19 protein-coding genes, 3 pseudogenes and 1 riboswitch are annotated in these 19,355 nt (G+C 60.7%); of the genes and pseudogenes, 14 read left to right on the forward strand and 8 right to left on the reverse strand.

Annotated features, from left to right (window positions below; translation table 11 throughout):
• Nucleotides 1–6 precede the first annotated feature (6 nt).
• The 8 genes and pseudogenes from A3AY_RS0128815 to A3AY_RS39470 all read left to right on the forward strand — a co-directional run bounded on the left by A3AY_RS0128815 (nt 7) and on the right by A3AY_RS39470 (nt 7,851).
• Entirely contained in the window at nt 7–927 is a 921-nt protein-coding gene (locus A3AY_RS0128815) for a fatty acid desaturase (protein ID WP_018329141.1), read from the forward strand.
• A gap of 78 nt (nt 928–1,005) precedes the next feature.
• Nucleotides 1,006–1,815 (forward strand): phosphate/phosphite/phosphonate ABC transporter substrate-binding protein, encoded by an 810-nt coding sequence (locus A3AY_RS0128820; protein ID WP_018329142.1) that lies wholly within the window; start codon nt 1,006–1,008, stop codon nt 1,813–1,815.
• 4 nt (nt 1,816–1,819) lie between these two features.
• A pseudogene (locus tag A3AY_RS40210) lies at nt 1,820–2,160 on the forward strand (multidrug effflux MFS transporter); the annotation flags it as partial.
• Between the two features lie 112 nt (nt 2,161–2,272).
• Nucleotides 2,273–3,067 (forward strand): SDR family NAD(P)-dependent oxidoreductase, encoded by a 795-nt coding sequence (locus tag A3AY_RS0128825; protein WP_018329143.1) that lies wholly within the window; start codon nt 2,273–2,275, stop codon nt 3,065–3,067.
• 61 nt (nt 3,068–3,128) lie between these two features.
• Nucleotides 3,129–3,372, forward strand: a riboswitch (cobalamin riboswitch).
• Between the two features lie 35 nt (nt 3,373–3,407).
• Nucleotides 3,408–4,469, forward strand: coding sequence for an ABC transporter substrate-binding protein (locus tag A3AY_RS0128830; protein WP_018329144.1), 1,062 nt, complete (start codon nt 3,408–3,410; stop codon nt 4,467–4,469).
• Entirely contained in the window at nt 4,466–5,521 is a 1,056-nt protein-coding gene (locus tag A3AY_RS0128835; protein WP_018329145.1) for an iron ABC transporter permease, read from the forward strand. The genes A3AY_RS0128830 and A3AY_RS0128835 overlap by 4 nt, the downstream gene beginning before the upstream one ends.
• 41 nt (nt 5,522–5,562) lie before the next feature.
• Entirely contained in the window at nt 5,563–6,282 is a 720-nt protein-coding gene (locus tag A3AY_RS0128840; protein ID WP_420830259.1) for an ABC transporter ATP-binding protein, read from the forward strand.
• Nucleotides 6,283–7,035: 753 nt separating this feature from the next.
• Nucleotides 7,036–7,851, forward strand: coding sequence for a hypothetical protein (locus A3AY_RS39470; RefSeq protein WP_154663344.1), 816 nt, complete (start codon nt 7,036–7,038; stop codon nt 7,849–7,851).
• 814 nt (nt 7,852–8,665) lie between these two features.
• Here the strand turns inward: A3AY_RS39470 and A3AY_RS0128865 are convergent.
• Nucleotides 8,666–9,700 (reverse strand): polysaccharide pyruvyl transferase family protein, encoded by a 1,035-nt coding sequence (locus A3AY_RS0128865; protein ID WP_018329150.1) that lies wholly within the window; start codon nt 9,698–9,700, stop codon nt 8,666–8,668.
• A 626-nt stretch (nt 9,701–10,326) separates the two neighbouring features.
• Between A3AY_RS0128865 and A3AY_RS40895 the strand changes: the two genes are divergently transcribed.
• The 3 genes and pseudogenes from A3AY_RS40895 to A3AY_RS36450 all read left to right on the forward strand — a co-directional run bounded on the left by A3AY_RS40895 (nt 10,327) and on the right by A3AY_RS36450 (nt 11,613).
• The gene (locus tag A3AY_RS40895) at nt 10,327–10,893 is read left to right on the forward strand and encodes a peptidoglycan-binding protein (protein WP_245275964.1); all 567 of its coding nucleotides are present in this window, start codon (nt 10,327–10,329) and stop codon (nt 10,891–10,893) included.
• Entirely contained in the window at nt 10,890–11,165 is a 276-nt protein-coding gene (locus A3AY_RS0128875; protein ID WP_018329152.1) for a hypothetical protein, read from the forward strand. Before A3AY_RS40895 ends, A3AY_RS0128875 begins: the two co-directional genes overlap by 4 nt.
• Nucleotides 11,166–11,276: 111 nt before the next feature.
• Nucleotides 11,277–11,613: pseudogene (locus tag A3AY_RS36450) on the forward strand (DUF1515 family protein).
• A gap of 198 nt (nt 11,614–11,811) precedes the next feature.
• On the opposite strand, the gene A3AY_RS36455 reads toward A3AY_RS36450, so the two are convergent.
• Nucleotides 11,812–12,018 carry a hypothetical protein gene (locus tag A3AY_RS36455; protein ID WP_018329153.1) on the reverse strand — a complete coding sequence of 69 codons (207 nt, stop codon included), beginning with the start codon at nt 12,016–12,018 and terminating at the stop codon, nt 11,812–11,814.
• Between the two features lie 179 nt (nt 12,019–12,197).
• Nucleotides 12,198–12,404, reverse strand: a pseudogene (locus A3AY_RS40900) (non-homologous end-joining DNA ligase); the annotation flags it as partial.
• A gap of 120 nt (nt 12,405–12,524) precedes the next feature.
• Here A3AY_RS40900 and A3AY_RS0128895 point away from each other — a divergent pair.
• Nucleotides 12,525–12,965 carry a flagellin gene (locus A3AY_RS0128895; RefSeq protein WP_245275965.1) on the forward strand — a complete coding sequence of 147 codons (441 nt, stop codon included), beginning with the start codon at nt 12,525–12,527 and terminating at the stop codon, nt 12,963–12,965.
• Between the two features lie 240 nt (nt 12,966–13,205).
• Here the strand turns inward: A3AY_RS0128895 and A3AY_RS0128900 are convergent, their stop codons facing one another.
• Nucleotides 13,206–13,634 (reverse strand): HD domain-containing protein, encoded by a 429-nt coding sequence (locus tag A3AY_RS0128900; RefSeq protein WP_018329155.1) that lies wholly within the window; start codon nt 13,632–13,634, stop codon nt 13,206–13,208.
• Nucleotides 13,631–14,158, reverse strand: a complete 528-nt coding sequence (locus A3AY_RS0128905) for a DUF1643 domain-containing protein (RefSeq protein ID WP_018329156.1) — start codon at nt 14,156–14,158, stop codon at nt 13,631–13,633. Before A3AY_RS0128905 ends, A3AY_RS0128900 begins: the two co-directional genes overlap by 4 nt.
• Nucleotides 14,159–14,766: 608 nt before the next feature.
• Here A3AY_RS0128905 and A3AY_RS39475 point away from each other — a divergent pair.
• Both A3AY_RS39475 and A3AY_RS39480 read left to right on the forward strand, forming a co-directional pair.
• Entirely contained in the window at nt 14,767–15,069 is a 303-nt protein-coding gene (locus tag A3AY_RS39475; protein ID WP_154663345.1) for a hypothetical protein, read from the forward strand.
• 103 nt (nt 15,070–15,172) lie between these two features.
• Nucleotides 15,173–15,343 (forward strand): hypothetical protein, encoded by a 171-nt coding sequence (locus tag A3AY_RS39480; protein WP_154663346.1) that lies wholly within the window; start codon nt 15,173–15,175, stop codon nt 15,341–15,343.
• 301 nt (nt 15,344–15,644) lie between these two features.
• Here A3AY_RS39480 and A3AY_RS0128930 read toward each other — a convergent pair whose 3' ends face one another.
• The 3 genes from A3AY_RS0128930 to A3AY_RS0128940 all read right to left on the reverse strand — a co-directional run bounded on the left by A3AY_RS0128930 (nt 15,645) and on the right by A3AY_RS0128940 (nt 19,325).
• Nucleotides 15,645–16,667 carry an ABC transporter permease gene (locus A3AY_RS0128930; protein ID WP_018329161.1) on the reverse strand — a complete coding sequence of 341 codons (1,023 nt, stop codon included), beginning with the start codon at nt 16,665–16,667 and terminating at the stop codon, nt 15,645–15,647.
• Nucleotides 16,668–16,702: 35 nt separating this feature from the next.
• On the reverse strand, nt 16,703–18,241 hold the full coding sequence (locus tag A3AY_RS0128935) for a sugar ABC transporter ATP-binding protein (protein ID WP_018329162.1): 1,539 nt from the start codon (nt 18,239–18,241) through the stop codon (nt 16,703–16,705).
• A 151-nt stretch (nt 18,242–18,392) separates the two neighbouring features.
• Complete coding sequence (locus A3AY_RS0128940) at nt 18,393–19,325, reverse strand: sugar ABC transporter substrate-binding protein (RefSeq protein ID WP_018329163.1); 933 nt, start codon at nt 19,323–19,325, stop codon at nt 18,393–18,395.
• Between the last annotated feature and the right edge of the window lie 30 nt (nt 19,326–19,355).

Genomic DNA, 19,355 nt, shown 5'->3' on the forward strand with positions numbered 1-19,355 from the left:
CACCACATGACCAGCAAGCCGTCTTACATCATCAAGGTCGCGGGCCGCCGCCTGGAATGGCCGACCGTCGTTCTCACGGCCGTGATCTATGGGGGTTTTCTGGCGGTGACCTGGTGGTGGGACGCGCTGCCATTGCCTGTCGTTGCGCTTGCCGGCGGCTGGCTGGTCGCCTGGCATGGATCGCTGCAGCATGAGGTCATCCATGGCCATCCGACGGGCAACCAGCGGATCAACAACGCCATCGGTTCGGTCCCGCTCTCGCTCTGGCTGCCCTATGAGATCTACCGCGAGAGCCATCTGGAACATCACCGCGACGAGCATCTGACGGACCCGATCGAGGATCCCGAATCCTCCTATTTCACCAGGGCGGCCTGGCAGCGGCTTGGTCCGGTGGGCAGGGTGCTTGCGCGCTGGAACACGACGCTGTTTGGGCGGCTGACCATCGGCCCGGCCGTGATGCTGTTGAGCTTTCTGGTGCAGGAAGCCCGGCTGTTGGGGGCGGGAGAGCCTGGCCGGGCGCGCATCTGGACGGTCCACCTGATTGGCGCCGCCTTCGTTGTCCTTTGGGTCACCGCCGTCTGTAACATGCCGCTCTGGCTCTATTTCTTCGGTTTCGTCTATCTCGCGGCGGCGCTGACGCGGCTGCGGAGCTACGCCGAACACCGATATGCCGAGCGGCACGAGGAGCGGACGGCGATCGTCGAAAACAGCCATCTGTTCGGTCTGCTGTTCCTCTACAACAACCTGCATGTGCTGCATCACCTGAAGCCCGGAATTTCCTGGTACCGCCTGCCGGGAGTCTATCGCCTGAACCGCGACGACCTTATCGCCACCAATGGCGGGCTGGTCTATAACAGCTATTGGGACATCGCCCGCCGGTTCTTCGTGAAGCCGCATGACAGCATCACGCATCCCAACCATTCGTGATCGCACCGAATCGCGGCTGACTGCGAACTGCGCCAGCCCAACTGTGGTAAGTTCACCCGTCACTGCGAGAGTTCCCGAATGCGTCTTGCCAGCCTTGCCATGTATACCAGCCCGCCACCGCTCGCCGAAGCTACGGTGGCTTTGTGGAATTTCCTGAGCGGCGCCTTGAGGCGGGCGGGTCTGGATGATGTTCCCGACACGCTCAACGCGTCTGTGGGGTACAAGGAGGCCTGGACGGATCCCGAGCTGCTGCTCGCCCAGACCTGCGGCTTTCCTTATGTCAAACAGCTGCGCGGTAAGGTGCGGCTCGTCGCGACGCCTGTCCATGCCCATCCGGGTTGCAACGGACCGTTCAAATGCAGCTTTATCGTCGTTCGAGAGAATTCCGGCGCCCGGTCGCTGGAAGACCTGCGCGGCGCAAGGGCCGCGATCAACGAGCCCATCAGCAATTCCGGCGTCAACCTGTTTCGTGCGGCAGTCGCGCCGCTGGCGCGGAATGGGCGGTTCTTTTCCTCGGTGGTCGAGACGGGCGGGCATCGCAACAGCATCGCGGCGATCATCGCCGGCAAGGCGGATGTGGCGGCAATCGACTGCGTCACCTACGGCAATGTGCTGCGCTTTGACCCGCAGAGCCTGGCGGGAGTTCGTATCCTCGCCGAAACGGCCAAGGGGCCGGGACTGCCGCTTGTCACCCGCGCCGGCGCCTCCGACGAAGAGGTGTCATTGCTCAGGCAGGTGTTGCAGCAGGCGATCATCGAACCATCGCTCGCGCCGGTGCGGGACGCGTTGGCGCTGAAGGATTTTGTCCTTCTGTCCGACGCGGACTATGAAGCGTTGGCGGAGCTGGAACGAGAGGCGCAGCGATTAGGGTATCCGCTGGTCGCCTGACGCTGCGGTATCGTTTTTTGGCGTGTCGCAGGCGACCGGCGGGTTCGGCAAGCGCTTGGGCCTCGTGCGTGGCATGCGTGTCGCGGTCACCGCATTTGCCCTCACCATGGCAACGCTGGCTATCGTCATGAGCCTTGGCTTCAACCCGCTACCGCTTCCGGCTGCATTCTTCTTCGTCGGCTACGGCTGCCTTGGTCATCCCGACGACGGCGGTTCTGGCGCGCGAGGACTATGGCGAAGATCGCCGGCACGGCCTCGTAGATGATGGTTGCGTCGATCTTCTTCGATGGCACCGCCGTTCCGATGGCGATGGGGATAGCGCTGTGTGCCGTCGCCGCTCTGTTGCCTTTTGGCGGGCGTGTTGCGGCGCGGCCATGCGCTGAAGCTGGAAAATTCCGACCCGAGCGTTATCTTGCTTCCGGAATGAAGGACGTGGACCGGCAACCGAGGACGACGCATGACAGGCGAACTGAGCATATGGCAGGGGATCCGGATCCCCGATCTCGAGGGAAAAGCAGTCCTGATTACCGGTGCATCGACCGGCATCGGCGCGGCGCTGGCGAGGGCGTTTTCTGCCCAGCACGCAAAAGTCGCGATCCATTACAATGAGAGCCGCCAGGCGGCAACCAAACTGCTGGCGGACATCGAGGCGGCGGGCGGCAAGGCGGTGGTGGTCCAGGGCGACCTCTCCGCAGATGGGGCGGCGGAACGGGTGGTCGAGGAGGCAGCCAGTCATTTCGGACGGCTCGACGGGCTGATCAACAATGCCGGGGGCATGCTCGGTCGCGTCCCGACCGCCGACATGAGTGATGCGCACTACCAGCGCGTGATGGATCTGAACGCCCGTTCGGTGCTTGCCGCGACGCGGGCCGCACATCCATGGCTGCGCAAACAGGGCGGCTTCATCGTCAATACAACGTCGATCGCCGCCCGCAACGGCGGCGGCAACGGCGCGATCCTCTACGCGGCGGCCAAAGGCTTCGTCTCGACCATCACCCGCGGCCACGCCAAGGAATTCGCCGGCGACGGCATCCGCGTCAACGGCGTGGCGCCCGGCATCATCGACACGCCGTTCCATGAACGCTACACCAGCCCCGAGATGCTCGACGCGCAACGGCGTACCGTGCCGATGGGCCGGGTCGGCTCACCGGATGATTGCGTCGGCGCCTATCTGTTCCTGGCGTCGCCCGCTTTGTCCGGCTACATCACCGGCCAGATCATCGAGGTCAATGGCGGTCAGTTGATGCCTTAGCAAACCGATCAAACGCGGTTGAACAGCGACGCCGGCCATCTTGACGCTGTTGCCACGTTCGGACTAAACCATTGCCGACGGTTCCCCGATGGATGACTTCGAGGGGATTAATAGGGAACACGGTGCGGAAGACCCAACAGGGACCAAGACCGTGGCTGCCCCCGCAACTGTAAGCGGATTGCCAATCGTCCTCGTGGCGCCTTTGCAGGCGCCATGCCACTGCGAGACCCTTCGGGTTTTGCGGGAAGGCAGACGCAAAGCACATGTTCGCAAGCCAGGAGACCTGCCGTCGAAAGCAAGATCCACTCACCCGGGCGGGGTTGCCCGGAAAGGAACCGTCATGATCGATTTCGACCGCCTCGCCGGGCGCCTCGTCGCCTTTTCCCGTATCTTCGCGCCGATATCTGCAGCAGCCATCGCATTGGGATGCCTTTCCACACCGGCCGCGGCCGCATCGACGCACTATCCCCTGGAACTCGCCAATTGCGGCCACACCGTCCGCTTCGACAAGCCGCCGCAGAAGATCGTCTCGATTGGCCAGGGCATGACCGAAATCCTGTTCTCGCTTGGCCTGGTCGACAAGGTTGCCGGGACTGCCGTCTGGGTCGGTCCGGTGCTGAAAGAGTTTGAGGCCGAAAACCGGAGGATCAAGCGTCTTGCCGACAACGACCCGAGCTTCGAATCCGTCGTCGGCGAGGCGCCGGATCTCGTCACCGCCGAATTCGAATGGCATGTCGGATCGCAAGGGTCGGTCGGAAAACGCGAGCAGTTTGAAACCCTTGGCATCAACACCTATGTCTCGCCTGCCGATTGCGTCGCAAAGGTCAATACCGATGGCGGCGATGGCGTGCGCAAGCAACTCTTCACGATGGACCTGATCTGTCAGGAAATCCGCGAACTCTCGCAAATCTTCGACATAAAGGATCGCGGCGATGCGCTGATCGCGGACCTGAAGAAGCGGGAATCCGCCGCCGTCGCTTCGATCGGCGGCGCGAAACTCGGCGATATCCCGGTCGTGTTCTGGTTTTCCAGCAAGGAAGTGGCGGGGGATGCCTTCATTGCCGGCAAGAACGGCGCCCCGGCCTATATCCTGAAGACGCTCGGCGCCCGGAATGTCGTGACGACCGAGGAGGAATGGCCGCTGGTCGGCTGGGAAACGATCGCTTCGGCCAATCCCTCCGTCATCGTCATTGCCACCATGGACCGTCGCCGCTATGCAGCCGACGATCCGGCGGTGAAGATCGATTTCCTCGAGAAGGATCCGGTCACCAGCCAGTTGGACGCGGTCAGGAACAAGCGCTTCATCCAGATGGATGCGCAGTCGATGAACCCGACGATCCGCACGATCGACGGCATCGAGACGCTGGCGCAAGGCATCAAGGCGTTCGGATTGTCGCAGTGACGCTTGCGGCGGCCGGGCAACCCGTGGCGGCCGAGGGCCGGTGGTGGTCGCGTCTTGCGCTTGCCACGCTGGCGCTCGCCGCGCTCGCCTTCATGATCAGTCTCGCCGTTTCGATCGGCGAGATTCCCATTCCGCTCGCAACAACCGCCAAGGCGGTGGCCAATCGGATTTTCGGGGCGTCATTCGAACTCAGCCGCATCCATGAGGGCATCGTCTGGGACTATCGGCTGAGCCGCGCCCTGCTTGCCGCGAGTTGCGGGGCGGCGCTTGCGCTGTCGGGCGCGATCCTGCAGGCGCTGCTGCGCAATCCGCTGGCCGAACCCTATGTGCTCGGCATTTCCGCAGGCGCCTCCACTGGCGCGGTCGCGGTGATGATCCTTGGGCTCGGCTACGGTGTTCTGACGCTCTCGGGCGGTGCTTTCCTCGGCGCCGTCCTTGCCTTCGTTCTGGTCTCGGCTCTGGCCGCCGGCGCCGGCGGAGGGGCGGACCGGATCATCCTCGCCGGTGTCGCGGGCTCGCAGCTTTTCACTGCGCTGACCTCCTACATCGTCACCACATCGGCTAACGCCGAGCAGGCGCGCGGCGTCATGTTCTGGTTGCTCGGCAGCCTGGCCGGCGTGCGCTGGCCGGACGTTTATCTCGCGGCACCCGTCGCTCTCGCCGGTTTTGCCGTCGCGATGTTCCATGCCCGTGCGTTGGACGCGTTCACCTTCGGGGTCGACGCGGCGGCGGCCCTGGGCATTGCGGTCAACCGCGTCCGCACGATCCTTCTGGGCGCAACGGCGCTGATGACAGCGGCCATGGTGAGCATCGTCGGCTCGATCGGCTTTGTCGGACTGGTCATTCCGCATGCGGCACGGTTCGTCGTCGGTCCTGCGCATGGCCGTCTTCTGCCGGCATCGGCATTGATCGGCGCGCTCTTCATGGTCACCGCCGATATCGTATCGCGCATCATCGTTCCGCAGCAGATCCTGCCGATCGGGGTCGTCACCGCGCTGTTTGGCGCGCCGGCCTTCGCGATCATTCTTTACAAGGCGAGGAGACCGGTTTGAGCATTTCCGTCCATGACGTCCATTGGTCGGCCGGCGGCGCAATGATCGTCGACGGCATCAGCATCGAGGTGGCGCCCGGCAGCACGCTCGGCCTGCTTGGACCGAACGGTTCGGGAAAATCCAGCCTGCTGCGTCTCATCTGCAGGCTGCGGAACGTCAAGAGCGGCGTCGTTTCGCTGGGAAACACAGATATAGCCGCAATGTCCCGTCTCGACATCGCCCGGCGCGTCGCCTTCGTCGAGCAGCAGGCAACGACCGACGCCCAGGTCACCGTTCTTGACGTGGTCCGGCTGGGGCGAACGCCGCATCGTGGCCCGCTCTCGCCCTGGGGTGTCGCTGACGACGCGGCGGTCTATGCCGCTCTTTGCCATGTCGGTATGCCCGGCCGGGCCGGACAACTCTGGCACACTTTGTCCGGCGGCGAGCGCCAGCGCGTGCACATCGCACGCGCACTCGCCCAGACACCGAGCGAACTGCTGCTTGACGAGCCGACGAACCATCTCGATATCCAGCATCAACTGGAAATCCTAGGGCTGGTGGCCCGGCTGCCGGTGACCAGCATCGTCGCGTTGCACGATCTGAATCTGGCGGCGATGTTCTGCGACAGTCTTGCCGTCCTGCACCGGGGCAAGGTCGTGGCCGCCGGCGCGCCGGAAGATATTCTCACAGAAAGGCTCATAGCCGAGGTTTTTGGCGTGCGTGCGCATATCGAGCGCTCGGCCTATCATGGCCGCTGCCATGTTCAGTACCGTACGCTCTGAATGCGGTGCAGATCAACATCCACATCTACGCAGCGCTCCGCCGAGCTACGATCCGATCTATCGTCAGCGCTGTTGTGGCCAGTGCCGATGCGACAGAGGCGACCGTGATCCCGATCGAGCCAAAAAGAGCGGCGCCTTGCGTTGCACTGAATGTCGCGACAGATACCCCGATTGCCACACTAGCGTTGTGGCCTCCGCTACCTATGGGTACACGGACGGCGATTCCACGAGAGCGAACATACTCAGCAACGGCGATTTCGCTAGCGACACGGTTTGGGTGAAGGGATCAGGCTGGACGATATCGGGCGGCAAGGCGAGCAGGGCTCTTGCCGCTGTATCTACCCTCCACCAGACGCTTGCCTTTGCTACCGGCGATGTCGTCAGATGTGCCTTCACGGTGACTTCCTACTCGGCGGGCAATGTGCGCCCTCGACTTGGGACCAATGGTGGCGCACCGAACCGCGCGGCGAACGGCACCTATATGGACACCCTTGTCGCTGCTGGCGCGAGGGATTCGTTTGTATTGCGTGGCGACCCTGCCTTCGTCGGGTCTGTTGATGATGCAATCGCATACAAGCAGACGCTGACCACGGCGCCACAGGGCATCTGGGGCAACTACGCCGTGCCGTTCAACGGCTCCGGCATCGCGGGAACGTCTTCCGGCCCCGGTGACTGTCACAATCATCTGACGCTCAAGAAAATCATTGACCTAGTCCTGGCCGCTTGCCGCGGCGCATTTGCATGGAGACCAGCATGGGCGATATCCGCAGTGCTTTCGATGCCGCCTTCCCAGATGGACCTAGTGGAGCCCCATCGCAGCCGGACAAGCCCGCCATCCGGCAGATCGGCACTACCATCGAAACAGCCGTTGAAGGTGCGGCCGCCGGCGAAGTACGCATGGAAACATGGGCAGCTCTTGCGGCTGTAGCCGGAACGCGTGCTGGGCAGCCTGCTGAAATCCCCGAACACCGCGACTGGAACGCACACAACCCTGTTGCCGGTGGCACTGTACCAAATCCGGGATTTTATCGCTGGAGCATCTCTCCGGCGGGATGTGCGCCATCCACCGGGGGCGCAGCAGGGGCGCCGGCTCTGGCACAGCTTGATGCCTGCAAGTCGGCAACTGGATTCTACATGTCGACGCCTAAGTACATCTTCCGCATGGATGATTCGGTACATCTCCAAGCGCTGGATTATGCCGTTCTGGGCGAGTACCAGGCCAAGGCATGGCGCCGCATCAATTTCAACGTGCCACGTGGTGCGCTGGCCTTTGAATTCGACCTCCTACCGGAAGACAAAAACTACGGCTTTGAATATGCGGACGACAGTGCCTCAGCAACGATCTCGTCAGTCGCTATCACCGGACCAGCCCAGGTGACGTTGACCCTGTCCAACACGCCGACCGGTGCGAACAAGAAGGTTCGCTACGCCTACACGGGCATCAACCTGGGTTCCGGCACCCGATCGGGTGCGTGGGGCAACCTGCGCGACAGCGACACCGAACCGTCATTTCAAGATCCCGGCAGACTTTTGCGCAACTGCGTCAGCTTCGAAGAGGTAATTTCATGACCCGCACTGTCCGTATTCCCAATTCAAACTTCACTCAGCCTGGCATGCCGATCGTTCGCACTTTCGCCGATCGCATCCGTGATTTGCCGAACCTGACCTCGTGGTTTAACGGTCTACCGGCCACGGTCGTGCGCGACCCTGACGACCGCCTTGTCACATGGAGGGATCGGTCGCCCGATATTCGCAAAAGCTCCGCCGGCCGACGCGGCTAATCCGCTGTTTGTCGCAAATGCCTACAATGGTCGCAACGCCATGCGGTTCGTGAAGTCGCGCGGCGATGCGATCAAATGGAGCGGTCAGCGAGGCATCGGCAACGCACGCCTGACCTCCATCATCATCGCTTCCCTAACTCCGCAGAGCACAACCGCGCAGCATCTCCTGTCCGATATTGAGCCAAAATTCAGGATGGAACGCGCTCTATGTAAAGAAGGAAGGTAGCGGATCGGTCTCACTCAATCTCTCGACTGGTGAGAGTGGCGCAGTCGGGAAAATAGTTGATATCACCAACTATATCGGCCGGCCCATTCTCATCATGACGGTGGTCGATGCCTTCTACGGAGCATTGAAGACCAGGATCAATACACAGCCTGTTTCGATTACCACAGGCGTCACCCCCGTCCTTACCGCGGCCGACGTAAATATCGGCGCGTCTGGCTACCCGACGTCCTGGCAGCGCTCGGTATCGATATGGACCTGTTCGAGCTTATAACCATGCAGAACGATATCTTTGCTGCCGGCAACGAAGACCATCATGCGATGATCCTGGAATACGCCAAGGCGGCCTACGGTATCGTGTAAAAAGAATGCGGCGTGGTTATCCTCGGAACTCGGACAGACGATCTCCGTATTCTTTTGTCAGTCCGAGACTATTTTTTTCGAGGAAACCAGTGAAAATATTCAGCCTATCTTTGTAAACGTTGATGAATGACGAATAATCAGTCCGTTGGGCATGCTCGAGCAGGGGGGATTCAAGTGAAAACTCCTCCGCTCCAATGGACGGAAGGGAAAAATAATCGGTCATTTCTCTTGTGCGGCTGTCAAACGTAATAAATAAAGATCGAACGCCGGCCAAAATTGCCGCCACATTGCCATGAAAGCGCAGGCCGAAACTGAAGTCGTATCGGCTGTTGTGGCGTACCCATGATTCCAGGTCAAAGAACAAATGCGTGTGACGATCAAACCATTGCCTAACCTGACTATCAGGCATTGACGCGGGGGTAAGCGGTAAAAGCGTCTGCTCGGAAAAACCGTGGCAGTGTGTTGCGATGTATTGCAGCATCTGGTGATCAGCGGGCTTCAGTTCCCCGTAGAAAGAACGATAGTTCGCTGTCGTAAATTCCGCGGATGGCTCTTTGGCTAGGAAATCCAAGTTATCGGCATAAAGGGGTATTTGATACATCGAAGGGCATCCGATGACCTCGATGTTAGTTACGCCGTGACGCCTCAGTGTCTCCGCGGTGTATTCACCTCGAACCGCCAGCGTACACCGAGATTCAAGCTCCTTAAGCGCAAACAACATTTCCGGCTGCAACGTGAAGTCAGGGTTAAAACCGTCAGACTGTAGGCCCACGCTAATGGGTATGATCGGACGGTTCTTGGCTATCTTGATGCGGTTTAATAGCCGATCAGATGGCTTGGTGCTCTCTTGAATCCAAATAAATTCTGTCGTGATGAATGCGTCGTAATCCTCCATCTTCCAGTCTTCCAACGACTGGATGATGTCGCAATCGATCGTTTTCTTGATCGCCTCAAAAAAAAGGATGTTGCCTGTGTTCCAGCCGATGGAATCGTACTTTTCACTTAAAGACGTGTAGTGGTTGTACGTATCAACGAAAAAACCGGCTTTCATTACCCCACCCCCTGATTATCGCATCTCGCCTACCATTAAGAGCCGCAAGCGTTCAACAACAAAACGCCAGCTTCTCACCCATCGCACCACAAGGACTCGAAGAACAAATGACCATCACCACCACGTCACCGCGTGGGCGCTCCTTCATGCGTGGGCATGAGGGCAATCCAGCCGATTGACCACAGCAAAGCTCGAACCAAAGGACATCATCATGCTTGCCATCACTGCCGCGCAGGTGCGCGCGGCTGCGCTTTCGCGCGTCAACGACAGCAATCTGAATTCCGTCATCTCTCGCTCGACCGCTATGCCGACGATCTCGGCATGAACAAGCCGCATATCCTGGCGCAGTTCCTGCCGCAGCTGATGCATGAGGGCGGCGATTTCCGCTTCGACCGAGAGATCTGGGGGCCGACGCCGGCGCAGAAGGGCTATGACACCCGCACCGATATCGGCAACACCCCTGAGAAGGATGGCGATGGAATCTCTATCGCGGCCGCACCGCCATGCAGCTCACCGGCTAGAGCAACTACCGGCAGTTTCGCGACTGGTGCCGGCAGCGGAGCTATAACCCGCTGGATTTCGTTGCCTCGCCGGATCTCGTCAACACCGATCCGTGGGAGGGGCTGGTGCCGCTCTGGTATTGGGAGAGCCGCAACCTCAACAAATGGGCGAACGAAGGCGACATCGAGACACTGACGAAGAAGATCAACGGCGGCAAGAACGGGCTTGCCGATCGTATCAATCGCTACGGCCGTGTTGCCCTTGTCCTGCTCGGCTATCGGGCCGACGGCGTGCGGCAGTTCCAGGCGGACCATCGACTCGAGGTAGATGGCGACGTGGGGCCGAAGACGCGCGCGGCGCTGCACCAGGCGCTTGTCGCGCTCGTGCCCGGCGAGGCGGAAAAGCCGGAGGTGAAAGCCGCTCCGGTCACCGAGGAGAAGACGGTCGTCGAGCAGAAGCCAGTCGTGCCGGATGATGTCGACACGCAGGTGAAGAACAAGACCAATCAGTCCGGCTGGCTGATCGGGATCGGCGGCTCGCTCACGACGGCGCTGACCGGGCTCTTTGGGCAGGATTGGCAGACGGTAGTTGCCGTGGGTGGCGTGTCGATCGTCGCACTCGTGCTTCTGCTTCTGCTACGTCACCAGATCATCGCCGCGGTGAAGGACATTCGCGGGGCGGTGGAAGGATGATCTCGCGCGGTTCTGCCTTCCTAGGCGGCGTTGTCGGGATCGCCCTGGCCGTTGCCGCCGTCATCGTCATCAACGCGCTCTGGCTGCTGCCTGCCGCCCGCACCGAAGGGCGCAATCGGCTTATCGTCGACCAGGCTGTGCAATCTCAAAAAGAAGAACTGGAAAGGAAAGGTGACGATGCGAAACTTCAGCGTCTGTCTGATTATGATCTGTGTATTGCCTATCTTGGCAGGGTGCCCGAGTGCGACAGTCTCCGGCTGCAGCCCGTTTGAGAAGAATAATCTTTCGCCGGCCGGCACGGTCGCTCTGCTTCAGGCGGACCGTCCCGGCGCCGAGCGAGTAATAGGCAATGACAGGGCAGGTACGCGGAAGGGATGCTGGGAATGACTGAGTATGCCGTGCATGAAAAGCTCGGGGCGCTGCTAGCCGAGGTCAAGAACCTTCGCGAGGACTTCCGGAGATCCGACGACAAATCGGATGCCAGCCGAGCATCGGTGCATCGCCGGATGGATGATCTGGTCGACCGCGTAGGCAAGGTCGAAGGCTCCGTTGTCCAAGTGAGCGAGGACGTCAACGAAATGAAGCCGGTGACCGACGACGTGCGGAAATGGAAGCTGATGGGGATGAGGCGCCCTTGCGGTCGTCGGTCTCGGCGCCACGGCCCTTGGGGTCAGCATCGCCGGCTTCTTTGAGCAGCTATCGAGATTTTTCAGGCGCTGATCTGCCCAACCGAGGTCACAGCGTATGTCGTTGTCCGTGGGAGAGTGATAGCCGCATTCCGGAACCTTTAAGCATATTCGCAGTTCCGAATATGCCGCTATATATCGAGTGCGGAAATTTCATCACGTAACTCTTTTGGCCCGCTGTTAAACAGCGGCGGGCCCCCTCATCACATGACAATCCCCTCTGACCGGTCTGCTATTTCCCCCAAAGGATAAGCTCAATCGCGATCGGGCGCGTGATGAGTTCCTGTTCGTCCGTCACTCCGTTCTGGAACAGTTCGATGAGCTGACTGGCGACCATCTCCGCTTCCGAGCTGTCGGATCGAATGTTCAGATCCTTGCAGCGAGCATTGATCGCTCGGCGCAATATTTCCATGTCCTCTGAATCAAGAAAGTCGAACATGTTTCCACTCCCCAGCGAAACCAAGTGACTGCTAAAATATTGGGAGTGTTTTTCGGCATCGCAAGAGATGGACGCCGGCCCCTCGGATAAAATGTAATGAAACAAGTTAGACGCAAAAAGCCCGGCCGGAGCCGGGCTTTTGACTGTGAGGGTCAGAATAAAGATTCAAGCTGCGTCGCTGCGCCGACGCGGCCCTCCAGTAGCGGTTCGAGCAGTCGTCGGCGTTGCGCTGGGGAAGCCGGCGCATATCGCGGCCGTCGAGATAGAGCACGTCGACGGCATAGAGGATGATCTCGTCGGATTCGTGCGTGGCTGGCCGGCGGCCGAGCGCGCTGCAGAAGCCCGAAATCGGAACGGCCCTGGTCGTCTAGCACGACGGCTTCACCAATCGCACGTACATAAATGACCTCCTCGGGAAAGTCACGGGTAAGGTAGAAACAGCCGACGAAATGGTGACTCTCCTGAAGTCTCTCCTAGACGCGGACTGGACGGATACTATAATCGAGGTGTCCGCATCCGATCCGAACTACATTATTGTCAAATCTGACCCTGCAATAGACAGGAAAGCGGGTCCGAGCACCAGTATAGGGTTATCCAATATTGTCGTCAGTATCGAACCGATTCCGGTTGTGAACTTCCTCAATATTGATATTGAGCAGAACCCTGACTTGATCGACCACTATATCAGCTACATGGAAGTGTCCTCCCAGCGCGTAGTCGAGGGAGCCTCGGTCCTCGGCGCTAGTTCGAAGCGTATCGAGATGCAGACCGAGTTCACCACCAAGATGCTTTCCACAATCGAGAAAGGCATCGGTCGCCTTGTCGACGCGGATATGAACGAAGCCTCCACACGATTGAAGGCGTTGGAGGCGCAGCAGCAACTGACGTTCCAGGCGTTATCTATTGCCAACGCAAATGCGGAAGACGTCATACAACTATTCCGTTGATCATCCGATCCTCGTAACGTCGTTGACGGACCAGACTGCGCGACCCGGGATGCTCTAACGATCCAGATCGTCGCGATACCAGAACTTTCGCCTGGTGTTAACTACTCTCGGGGCAGAGTAGACAGTCCCAACGCGCTCGAGGAAATCCTCCACATGCTTCGCCGCAATAACCGGCGGCGCGATCGACCGACATTTTCGGCGGCCAGCTTCCGCTTGGGATTGATGCTAGACGGCACTCTGTCACTCCCTCACCTTCATCAGCATACTCAAAGCTCGGCGGTATTTTTGCGCGCGGGCTCTGGAATTTGCATCATCCGGAAGGGGCCGGCTCGGATCGAGGTTGTCTCGAAGGTCGGCAATCTTCACCGCCTGGGCAATCGAGTTCGCCGCTACGCGGCGAATGAAGTCGAAATAGTCCTCGCCGTTGCGACGGGTGAGGGCGGCGATAGCCGTCACGATATCCGGCTTGAAGCCATGCACCCAATATAGATCATCGCAGGAGACGTCAGTGTCCTCGACAACGTCGTGCAAGACAGCCACGATTCGCTCGTCCGTGATCGCCATGGCTAGCATCACGCGGAGCGGATGAAGGATGTAGGGCTGTCCGCCCTTGTCGACTTGGCCGGCGTGGGCCTCGGTGGCGAGCTTGATTGCGTTGTCGAGGTTCATTCTCCCTTCCTTTCCGAGGAGTGGGCGCGGGCGAAGTAGACACGCGGCTCGGTTGAAGCTGCGATATAAAGTGGGTGGCCGGGGTGTCCGTCCGCTGTTAACTTGAGCACCGACAGGTTAAAGAATTCGAGCTTGTGGGCGACCTCGCGTCCACGGTCTCGAAAGGCACCGTGAGTTCCCCAGGCACATATGATCTTCGTAGAACTTCGCGCGATGGCGCTAAGGTGCTTATCATTGTCAGCCCCAATTGGATCCTCGTGGCTGTAAAGCACCTTCGGGTCAGTCGACCTTAACGCGAAGAGGTTGCCGACAATTAGGCCACCGAATCCCCATGCGTTCGCGAAGGCCATGCAACGGCGGATGGTCGGGTCGTCTTGCTCTGCGTCCGCCGTCGAGGGATTGAGCATGATGAAGGCGACTTTGCTCTTGTTGGCGTCCCACTGCCTTTCGAGCCGATAGCGATAAGCACCGCACGCCGAGATCGTGGCAGATGACGCTGATGCGTTAGTAAACAAGTCATTCACGGCTCAATCCTCTGGTAAAGCGACCGTCTCGGCAGTTCCGGCAAGCCCTTATTCGGCAATGGCTTGGCGGCCTTTTCGGATTTGGCAAAGCCGGGTGATTTGACGGTGCTTCGGACGCGAGAAACCGTGAAACTTTGCCTCGCGGCGCTTGGCTTCGGCTATCACCGCGACGTCGACCTTGGCTTTCGGCGCATGGCAGCACTCGGCACCGAGCAGCTTGCCGCCGTCGGCAGTTAGCTTCCGGCTCTTGTCGACCCGTGGGCGATCGTGTGGTCGACGTGGGTCTTGCCCAGGATCAGGCCCCAGGCTTCGCAGGCAATCTCGTCATTGGCTTGCATGGCGCGCTTTCGCGATCTGGGCGTAGACCGACTTGGAAAATTCACGGCGCGCCATTCAGAAAATCCTCATATCTATCTGCGGGACGGCGCCGAGGGATGCGAGCATTTGCCGCGTGATACTTCGCGTCCCCATCGGAGATGGCATCTTTGACAGACTGCTCTGCAGCGCCGCTCCGCGGCGATCGGATCTGATCGGCATCAGAAAGCCTCCCCATACGGAACATTATCGATGGCTACCGGTTCACTTTCCAACACGAAAGGAGACCGACCATGAAAGCAGCCAAGGACAAAACCAGCAATGAACCCATGCACGCGCCGACGTGGAAACCGAACCCTCCCGAGATGGACCTCGAACCGATTCCGTTGCCAGACCGGTCCGGCGAACCCCCTTTTAACGATACCTACGAGCGGCCGGTCGATCGGGGCCGCGTGCCTCCGGTTCCGAGCCGCGATGAGGCCAATATAGACCCAGATGACGCCTTGCCCGAAGACAGCGAGGAGGAAATCCTCAACGACGACCCCGCGCGCGAAAAAACCCGCTTTGACGAGGAGCTTCCTAAGAGCAGCCGATAGGTGTTGCTGTCGATTCGACATCACGCCGCCCACCAATGAAAGCGTTTCAACATCCGCCTTTCCGGCACGGCTTTTGTGGCCGAGCGAAGGCAGGAGACTGGGCATGGCTATCATGCTAGCCGCCCTCGATGGCTCGGGAGGAAGAACCGCCCGGCACCTGACCCGACCGCTGATTAGGCTCGGCGAACCATCGCTGCGTAGGGCGAGGACGGCGTGGGAAGGTTGCCGCTCAAGGGAGGACATGACGCGCTTTTGCGAGGCGCAGGCGATGTAGACGATCTCGGTCACGTCAAAAGACTGACGCCAATGCACTTTGCCCCGCCTTTTCAGGGAGCTGGACGGCGGATTGGTCCGCCGCCTGTTCGTCTTGATGGCGAACATCAACCTTCCCATCGTGCCTCGTCGTTGCAACCGGGCAATGTCGTCCACGTTATTTGGGCGCCGGTCAAAAAAGACGCGGCAGCAGCAAGATGCCGCCACCGCGTAATTTGGGGCAAAGGCCGCACCGCCTTGCCCCCCGCCTTGATCGCGTCGCCTGGGGAGAGGCAAGCGATGCGATCAAGGAAAAGTTGCCCTTACACCTTCTTGCGTCCTTTCTGACGATAGACGTCGACGACGACGGCGGCGATGATGATCAGGCCCTTGACGACTTCCTGGTAGTAGGCGTCGACGCGCAGGAAGGTGAAGCCGGAGGTCATGACGCCGAGGATGACGGTGCCGATGACGGTGCCGGTGATGCGGCCGACGCCGCCGGTGAGCGAGGTACCGCCGATGACGGTGGCGGCGATGGCGTCGAGTTCATACATCACGCCCATGCCCGCCTGCGCCGTCTGGGCGCGGGCCGCCGTCACGACGCCGGCGAGCCCCGCCAGCATGCCGGCGATCGCATAGACCTTGACCAGATGCGCCTCGACATTGATGCCGGAGACGCGGGCGGCCTGGACATTGGCGCCGATCGCATAGGTGAACTTGCCGTAGCGGGTATAGCGCAGGGCGATATGGAAGATCAGCGCAACGACGAGGAAGATGACCACCGGCCAGATGCCGGTACCGATGAAGTTGAACTGGTCGGTCAGGCCCGACACCGGCTGGCCCTTGGTGTACCACTTCGACAGGCCGCGGGCCGAGACCATCATGCCGAGCGTGGCGATGAACGGCGGGATCCTGGTGCGGGCGATCAGCTGGCCGTTGATGAAACCGGCCAACAGGCCGATGCCGAGGCCAAGCCCGATCGGCACGATCGCAGGCAGGTCGGTCAGCGACGGATACAGCGCCCGCGGCCAGGTCGAGGCCTGGGCGACGCTGGCGGCGATCATCGCCGTCACCCCGACGACCGAGCCGGAGGACAGGTCGATGCCGCCGGTGATGATCACCTGCGTCACGCCGACGGCGATGATGCCGATCACCGCCACCTGCAGGATCATGATCGTCAGCCGCTGCGAATTCATCAGGAAGCTCTGGCCGACGAAGATCCAGCCGAGCACCTCATAGACCAGCGCAATGCCGACCAGCACCAGGAAAATGTTGAACTCCGGCGGGATGCGCCGTGCGGATTTGGCAAGCGGTGGGTTGGCTCCTGCCGCGACGTTGGTCTCCATTGCTCTTTCCTCCCTGTGGTTTGATTGCCCCGCCGTCAGCGCGCGGCCAGTTCCATCACCTTGATCTGGCTGGCCTCGGCCCGGTCGAGGAAGCCGGTGACCCGGCCTTCGTGCATGACCATGATGCGGTCGCTCATGCCGAGTACCTCGGGCATCTCCGACGAGATCATGATGACGGCAACGCCGTCGCGGGCGAGTTCCGTTACCAGCCGGTGGATTTCCGCCTTGGCGCCGACGTCGATGCCGCGCGTCGGCTCGTCAAGGATCAGGATGCGCGGCCGGGTCAACAGCCAGCGGCCGATCAGCGCCTTCTGCTGGTTGCCGCCGGACAGGTTCTCGATACGCTCGGAAAGGTTCGGCGTCTTTACCCTGAGCTTGCGGGCCATCTCCTCGCATTGCGCCGACAGCGCCTTCTGCTCGACAAAGCCCAGCCTGACGAACTTGTCCTGCAGCACGGCGATCTGCATGTTCTCCAGGATGTTGAGGATCAGCAGGCAGCCGGTGTCCTTGCGGTCCTCGGTTAGAAACGCCATGCGGTTACGGATCGCCTCGGTAGGCGAAGTGATGGCGACAGGCTGGCCGTTGATGGCGATCGAGCCGGAGCTGGCCGGCGTGACGCCGAACAGCGCCTCGGCGACGTTCGAGCGGCCGGAGCCGACCAGGCCGGCCAGCCCGAGGATCTCGCCGGCCCGCACCTCGAACGAGACGTCGTGGAAGACGCCGGCGAGCGTCAGGTCCTTGACCGACAGCACGACATCACCGATCGGCACCTCCTCCTTCGGGAACATCTGGGTGATCTCGCGGCCGACCATCATGCGGATGATGTCGTCGCGCGTCACGTCGCTCGAGGCGTGCGTGCCGATATACTTGCCGTCGCGGAACACCGAGAACTCGTCGGCGATCTCGAACAGCTCGTTCATCTTGTGGGTGATATAGACGATGCCGATGCCCTGGCGGCGCAGGTCGCGGATGATGGTGAACAGATGCGCCACCTCGCGTTCGGTCAAGGCCGAAGTCGGCTCGTCCATGATCAGCACGTCGGACTCGTACGACACCGCCTTGGCGATCTCGACCATCTGGCGGTTGGCGATCGACAGGTCGCGCACCTCCGCCTGCGGATCGAGCGCAATGTTCAGCCGGGCAAACAGCGCCGCCGTCATCCGGTTCATCTCGCGGTGGTCGACAAAGCCGAGGCGGGTCTTCGGCTCGCGCCGGATCCAGATGTTCTCGGCCACCGTCATGAACGGCATCAGGTTGAGCTCCTGATGGATCATCGCGATACCGTTTTCCAGCGCATCGAGCGGCGATGTCAGCTGGATGTCGACGCCCTTGAACTTCACCTCGCCCTTGTCTGGGGTGTAGATGCCAGCGAGAATCTTCATCAGCGTCGACTTGCCTGCGCCGTTCTCGCCCATCAGTGCATGCACCGTGCCGCGCTTCAGCCGGAACGACACGTCGTCGAGCGCGACCACGCCCGGAAACTCCTTGCGCACCCCTTCAACCGCAAGCAGATACTCCGCGTTCGGGATCGCCCCACTCGCGCGTACCGCCGCTATCGTCGTCGGACTAACCATACTATGACCTCCCTGTCGCCTCGTTGGCTAGAACCCGCGCCCGCAAGCATCCAAGGTTCTGGCATGGTTTCATCGGACGCAACGTGCGCCGTCCGTCATAAAAACCGGGCAATCCGGAGCGCGGTCGACGCCGCGCTCCGGGATCATTGGCTTAGTTCTTGGCCTGGTAGTCCTTGAGGTTGGCCGGGGTCACCAGTTCGAAGGGAATGTAGACCTTCTTGTCGACCGTTTCGCCCCGCGCAAGCTTGAGCGCTGCATCGAGCGAACCCTTGCCCTGACCGGCAGCGTTCTGGAACACGGTGACGTCGAGGTCGCCTTCAGCCATGGACGCAAGGGCGTCCTGCGTCGCATCGACGCCGCCAATGACGACGCTGTCCATGGAGCGGCCGGCGGCCTTCAGAGCCTGGATGGCGCCGATGGCCATTTCGTCGTTGTTGGCGATGACGGCATCGAATTCCAGACCGGCCGAAAGCCAGTTGGTTACGAGGTCGGCACCCTGGGTGCGCGACCAGTTGGCCGTCTGCTCTTCGACGATCTCGATACCTTTGCACGCATCGGTCGCGAGTACGTCATGGACATCCTTGGTGCGCATGCGGGCCGCCTGGTTGGAAAGCTCGCCCATCATGACGACGGCCTTGCCCTTGCCGCCGAGCAGCTTGCAGACTTCCTGGGTTTCCAGCGTGCCGGACTCTACCTCGTTGGAAGCGACGAAAGCCTGCTTTTCCGGAAGGCTGTCGATGTTGCTCGGTTCGCGGTTGACGTAAACGAGCGGAATACCCGCATCCGCGGCGAGCTTCGACATCGCAGCGGTTGCATCGGTATCGACCGGGTTGACGATGATGGCATTTACGCCGGCGGCGATGAAGTTCTGGATCTGGCTCTGTTGCTTGGCAACGTCGTTCTGAGCGTCCTCGACCTGCAGCGTCACGCCGTCGAGCGTCTTGGCATAATCCTGCATACCGTTGCGCAGAACAGTCAGGAAGTTGTCGTCGAACAGCGCCATAGAAACGCCGACAGTCTCAGCGGCATGCGCTGCCGTCGACATCATCACGGCCAGTGCCGCGCCCATGATCATTCTCTTCATGCTATTTCCTCCACAAAACGGTGTCCGGCG

This window comes from Rhizobium giardinii bv. giardinii H152 (assembly GCF_000379605.1).
In the GTDB taxonomy this organism is placed as follows: domain Bacteria; phylum Pseudomonadota; class Alphaproteobacteria; order Rhizobiales; family Rhizobiaceae; genus Pararhizobium; species Pararhizobium giardinii.

Coding starts and splice junctions, on each gene's coding strand:
- A3AY_RS0128830 (WP_018329144.1), top strand. CDS start 3,408: ATGATCGATTTCGACCGCCTCGCCGGGCGCCTCGTCGCCTTTTCCCGT.
- A3AY_RS0128815 (WP_018329141.1), top strand. CDS start 7: ATGACCAGCAAGCCGTCTTACATCATCAAGGTCGCGGGCCGCCGCCTG.
- A3AY_RS36455 (WP_018329153.1), bottom strand. CDS start 12,018: ATGTTCGACTTTCTTGATTCAGAGGACATGGAAATATTGCGCCGAGCG.
- A3AY_RS0128875 (WP_018329152.1), top strand. CDS start 10,890: ATGATCTCGCGCGGTTCTGCCTTCCTAGGCGGCGTTGTCGGGATCGCC.
- A3AY_RS0128865 (WP_018329150.1), bottom strand. CDS start 9,700: ATGAAAGCCGGTTTTTTCGTTGATACGTACAACCACTACACGTCTTTA.
- A3AY_RS0128820 (WP_018329142.1), top strand. CDS start 1,006: ATGCGTCTTGCCAGCCTTGCCATGTATACCAGCCCGCCACCGCTCGCC.
- A3AY_RS0128840 (WP_420830259.1), top strand. CDS start 5,563: ATGATCGTCGACGGCATCAGCATCGAGGTGGCGCCCGGCAGCACGCTC.
- A3AY_RS0128930 (WP_018329161.1), bottom strand. CDS start 16,667: ATGGAGACCAACGTCGCGGCAGGAGCCAACCCACCGCTTGCCAAATCC.
- A3AY_RS39470 (WP_154663344.1), top strand. CDS start 7,036: ATGGGCGATATCCGCAGTGCTTTCGATGCCGCCTTCCCAGATGGACCT.
- A3AY_RS0128900 (WP_018329155.1), bottom strand. CDS start 13,634: ATGAACCTCGACAACGCAATCAAGCTCGCCACCGAGGCCCACGCCGGC.
- A3AY_RS0128825 (WP_018329143.1), top strand. CDS start 2,273: ATGACAGGCGAACTGAGCATATGGCAGGGGATCCGGATCCCCGATCTC.
- A3AY_RS39475 (WP_154663345.1), top strand. CDS start 14,767: ATGAAAGCAGCCAAGGACAAAACCAGCAATGAACCCATGCACGCGCCG.
- A3AY_RS39480 (WP_154663346.1), top strand. CDS start 15,173: ATGGCTATCATGCTAGCCGCCCTCGATGGCTCGGGAGGAAGAACCGCC.
- A3AY_RS0128935 (WP_018329162.1), bottom strand. CDS start 18,241: ATGGTTAGTCCGACGACGATAGCGGCGGTACGCGCGAGTGGGGCGATC.
- A3AY_RS0128940 (WP_018329163.1), bottom strand. CDS start 19,325: ATGAAGAGAATGATCATGGGCGCGGCACTGGCCGTGATGATGTCGACG.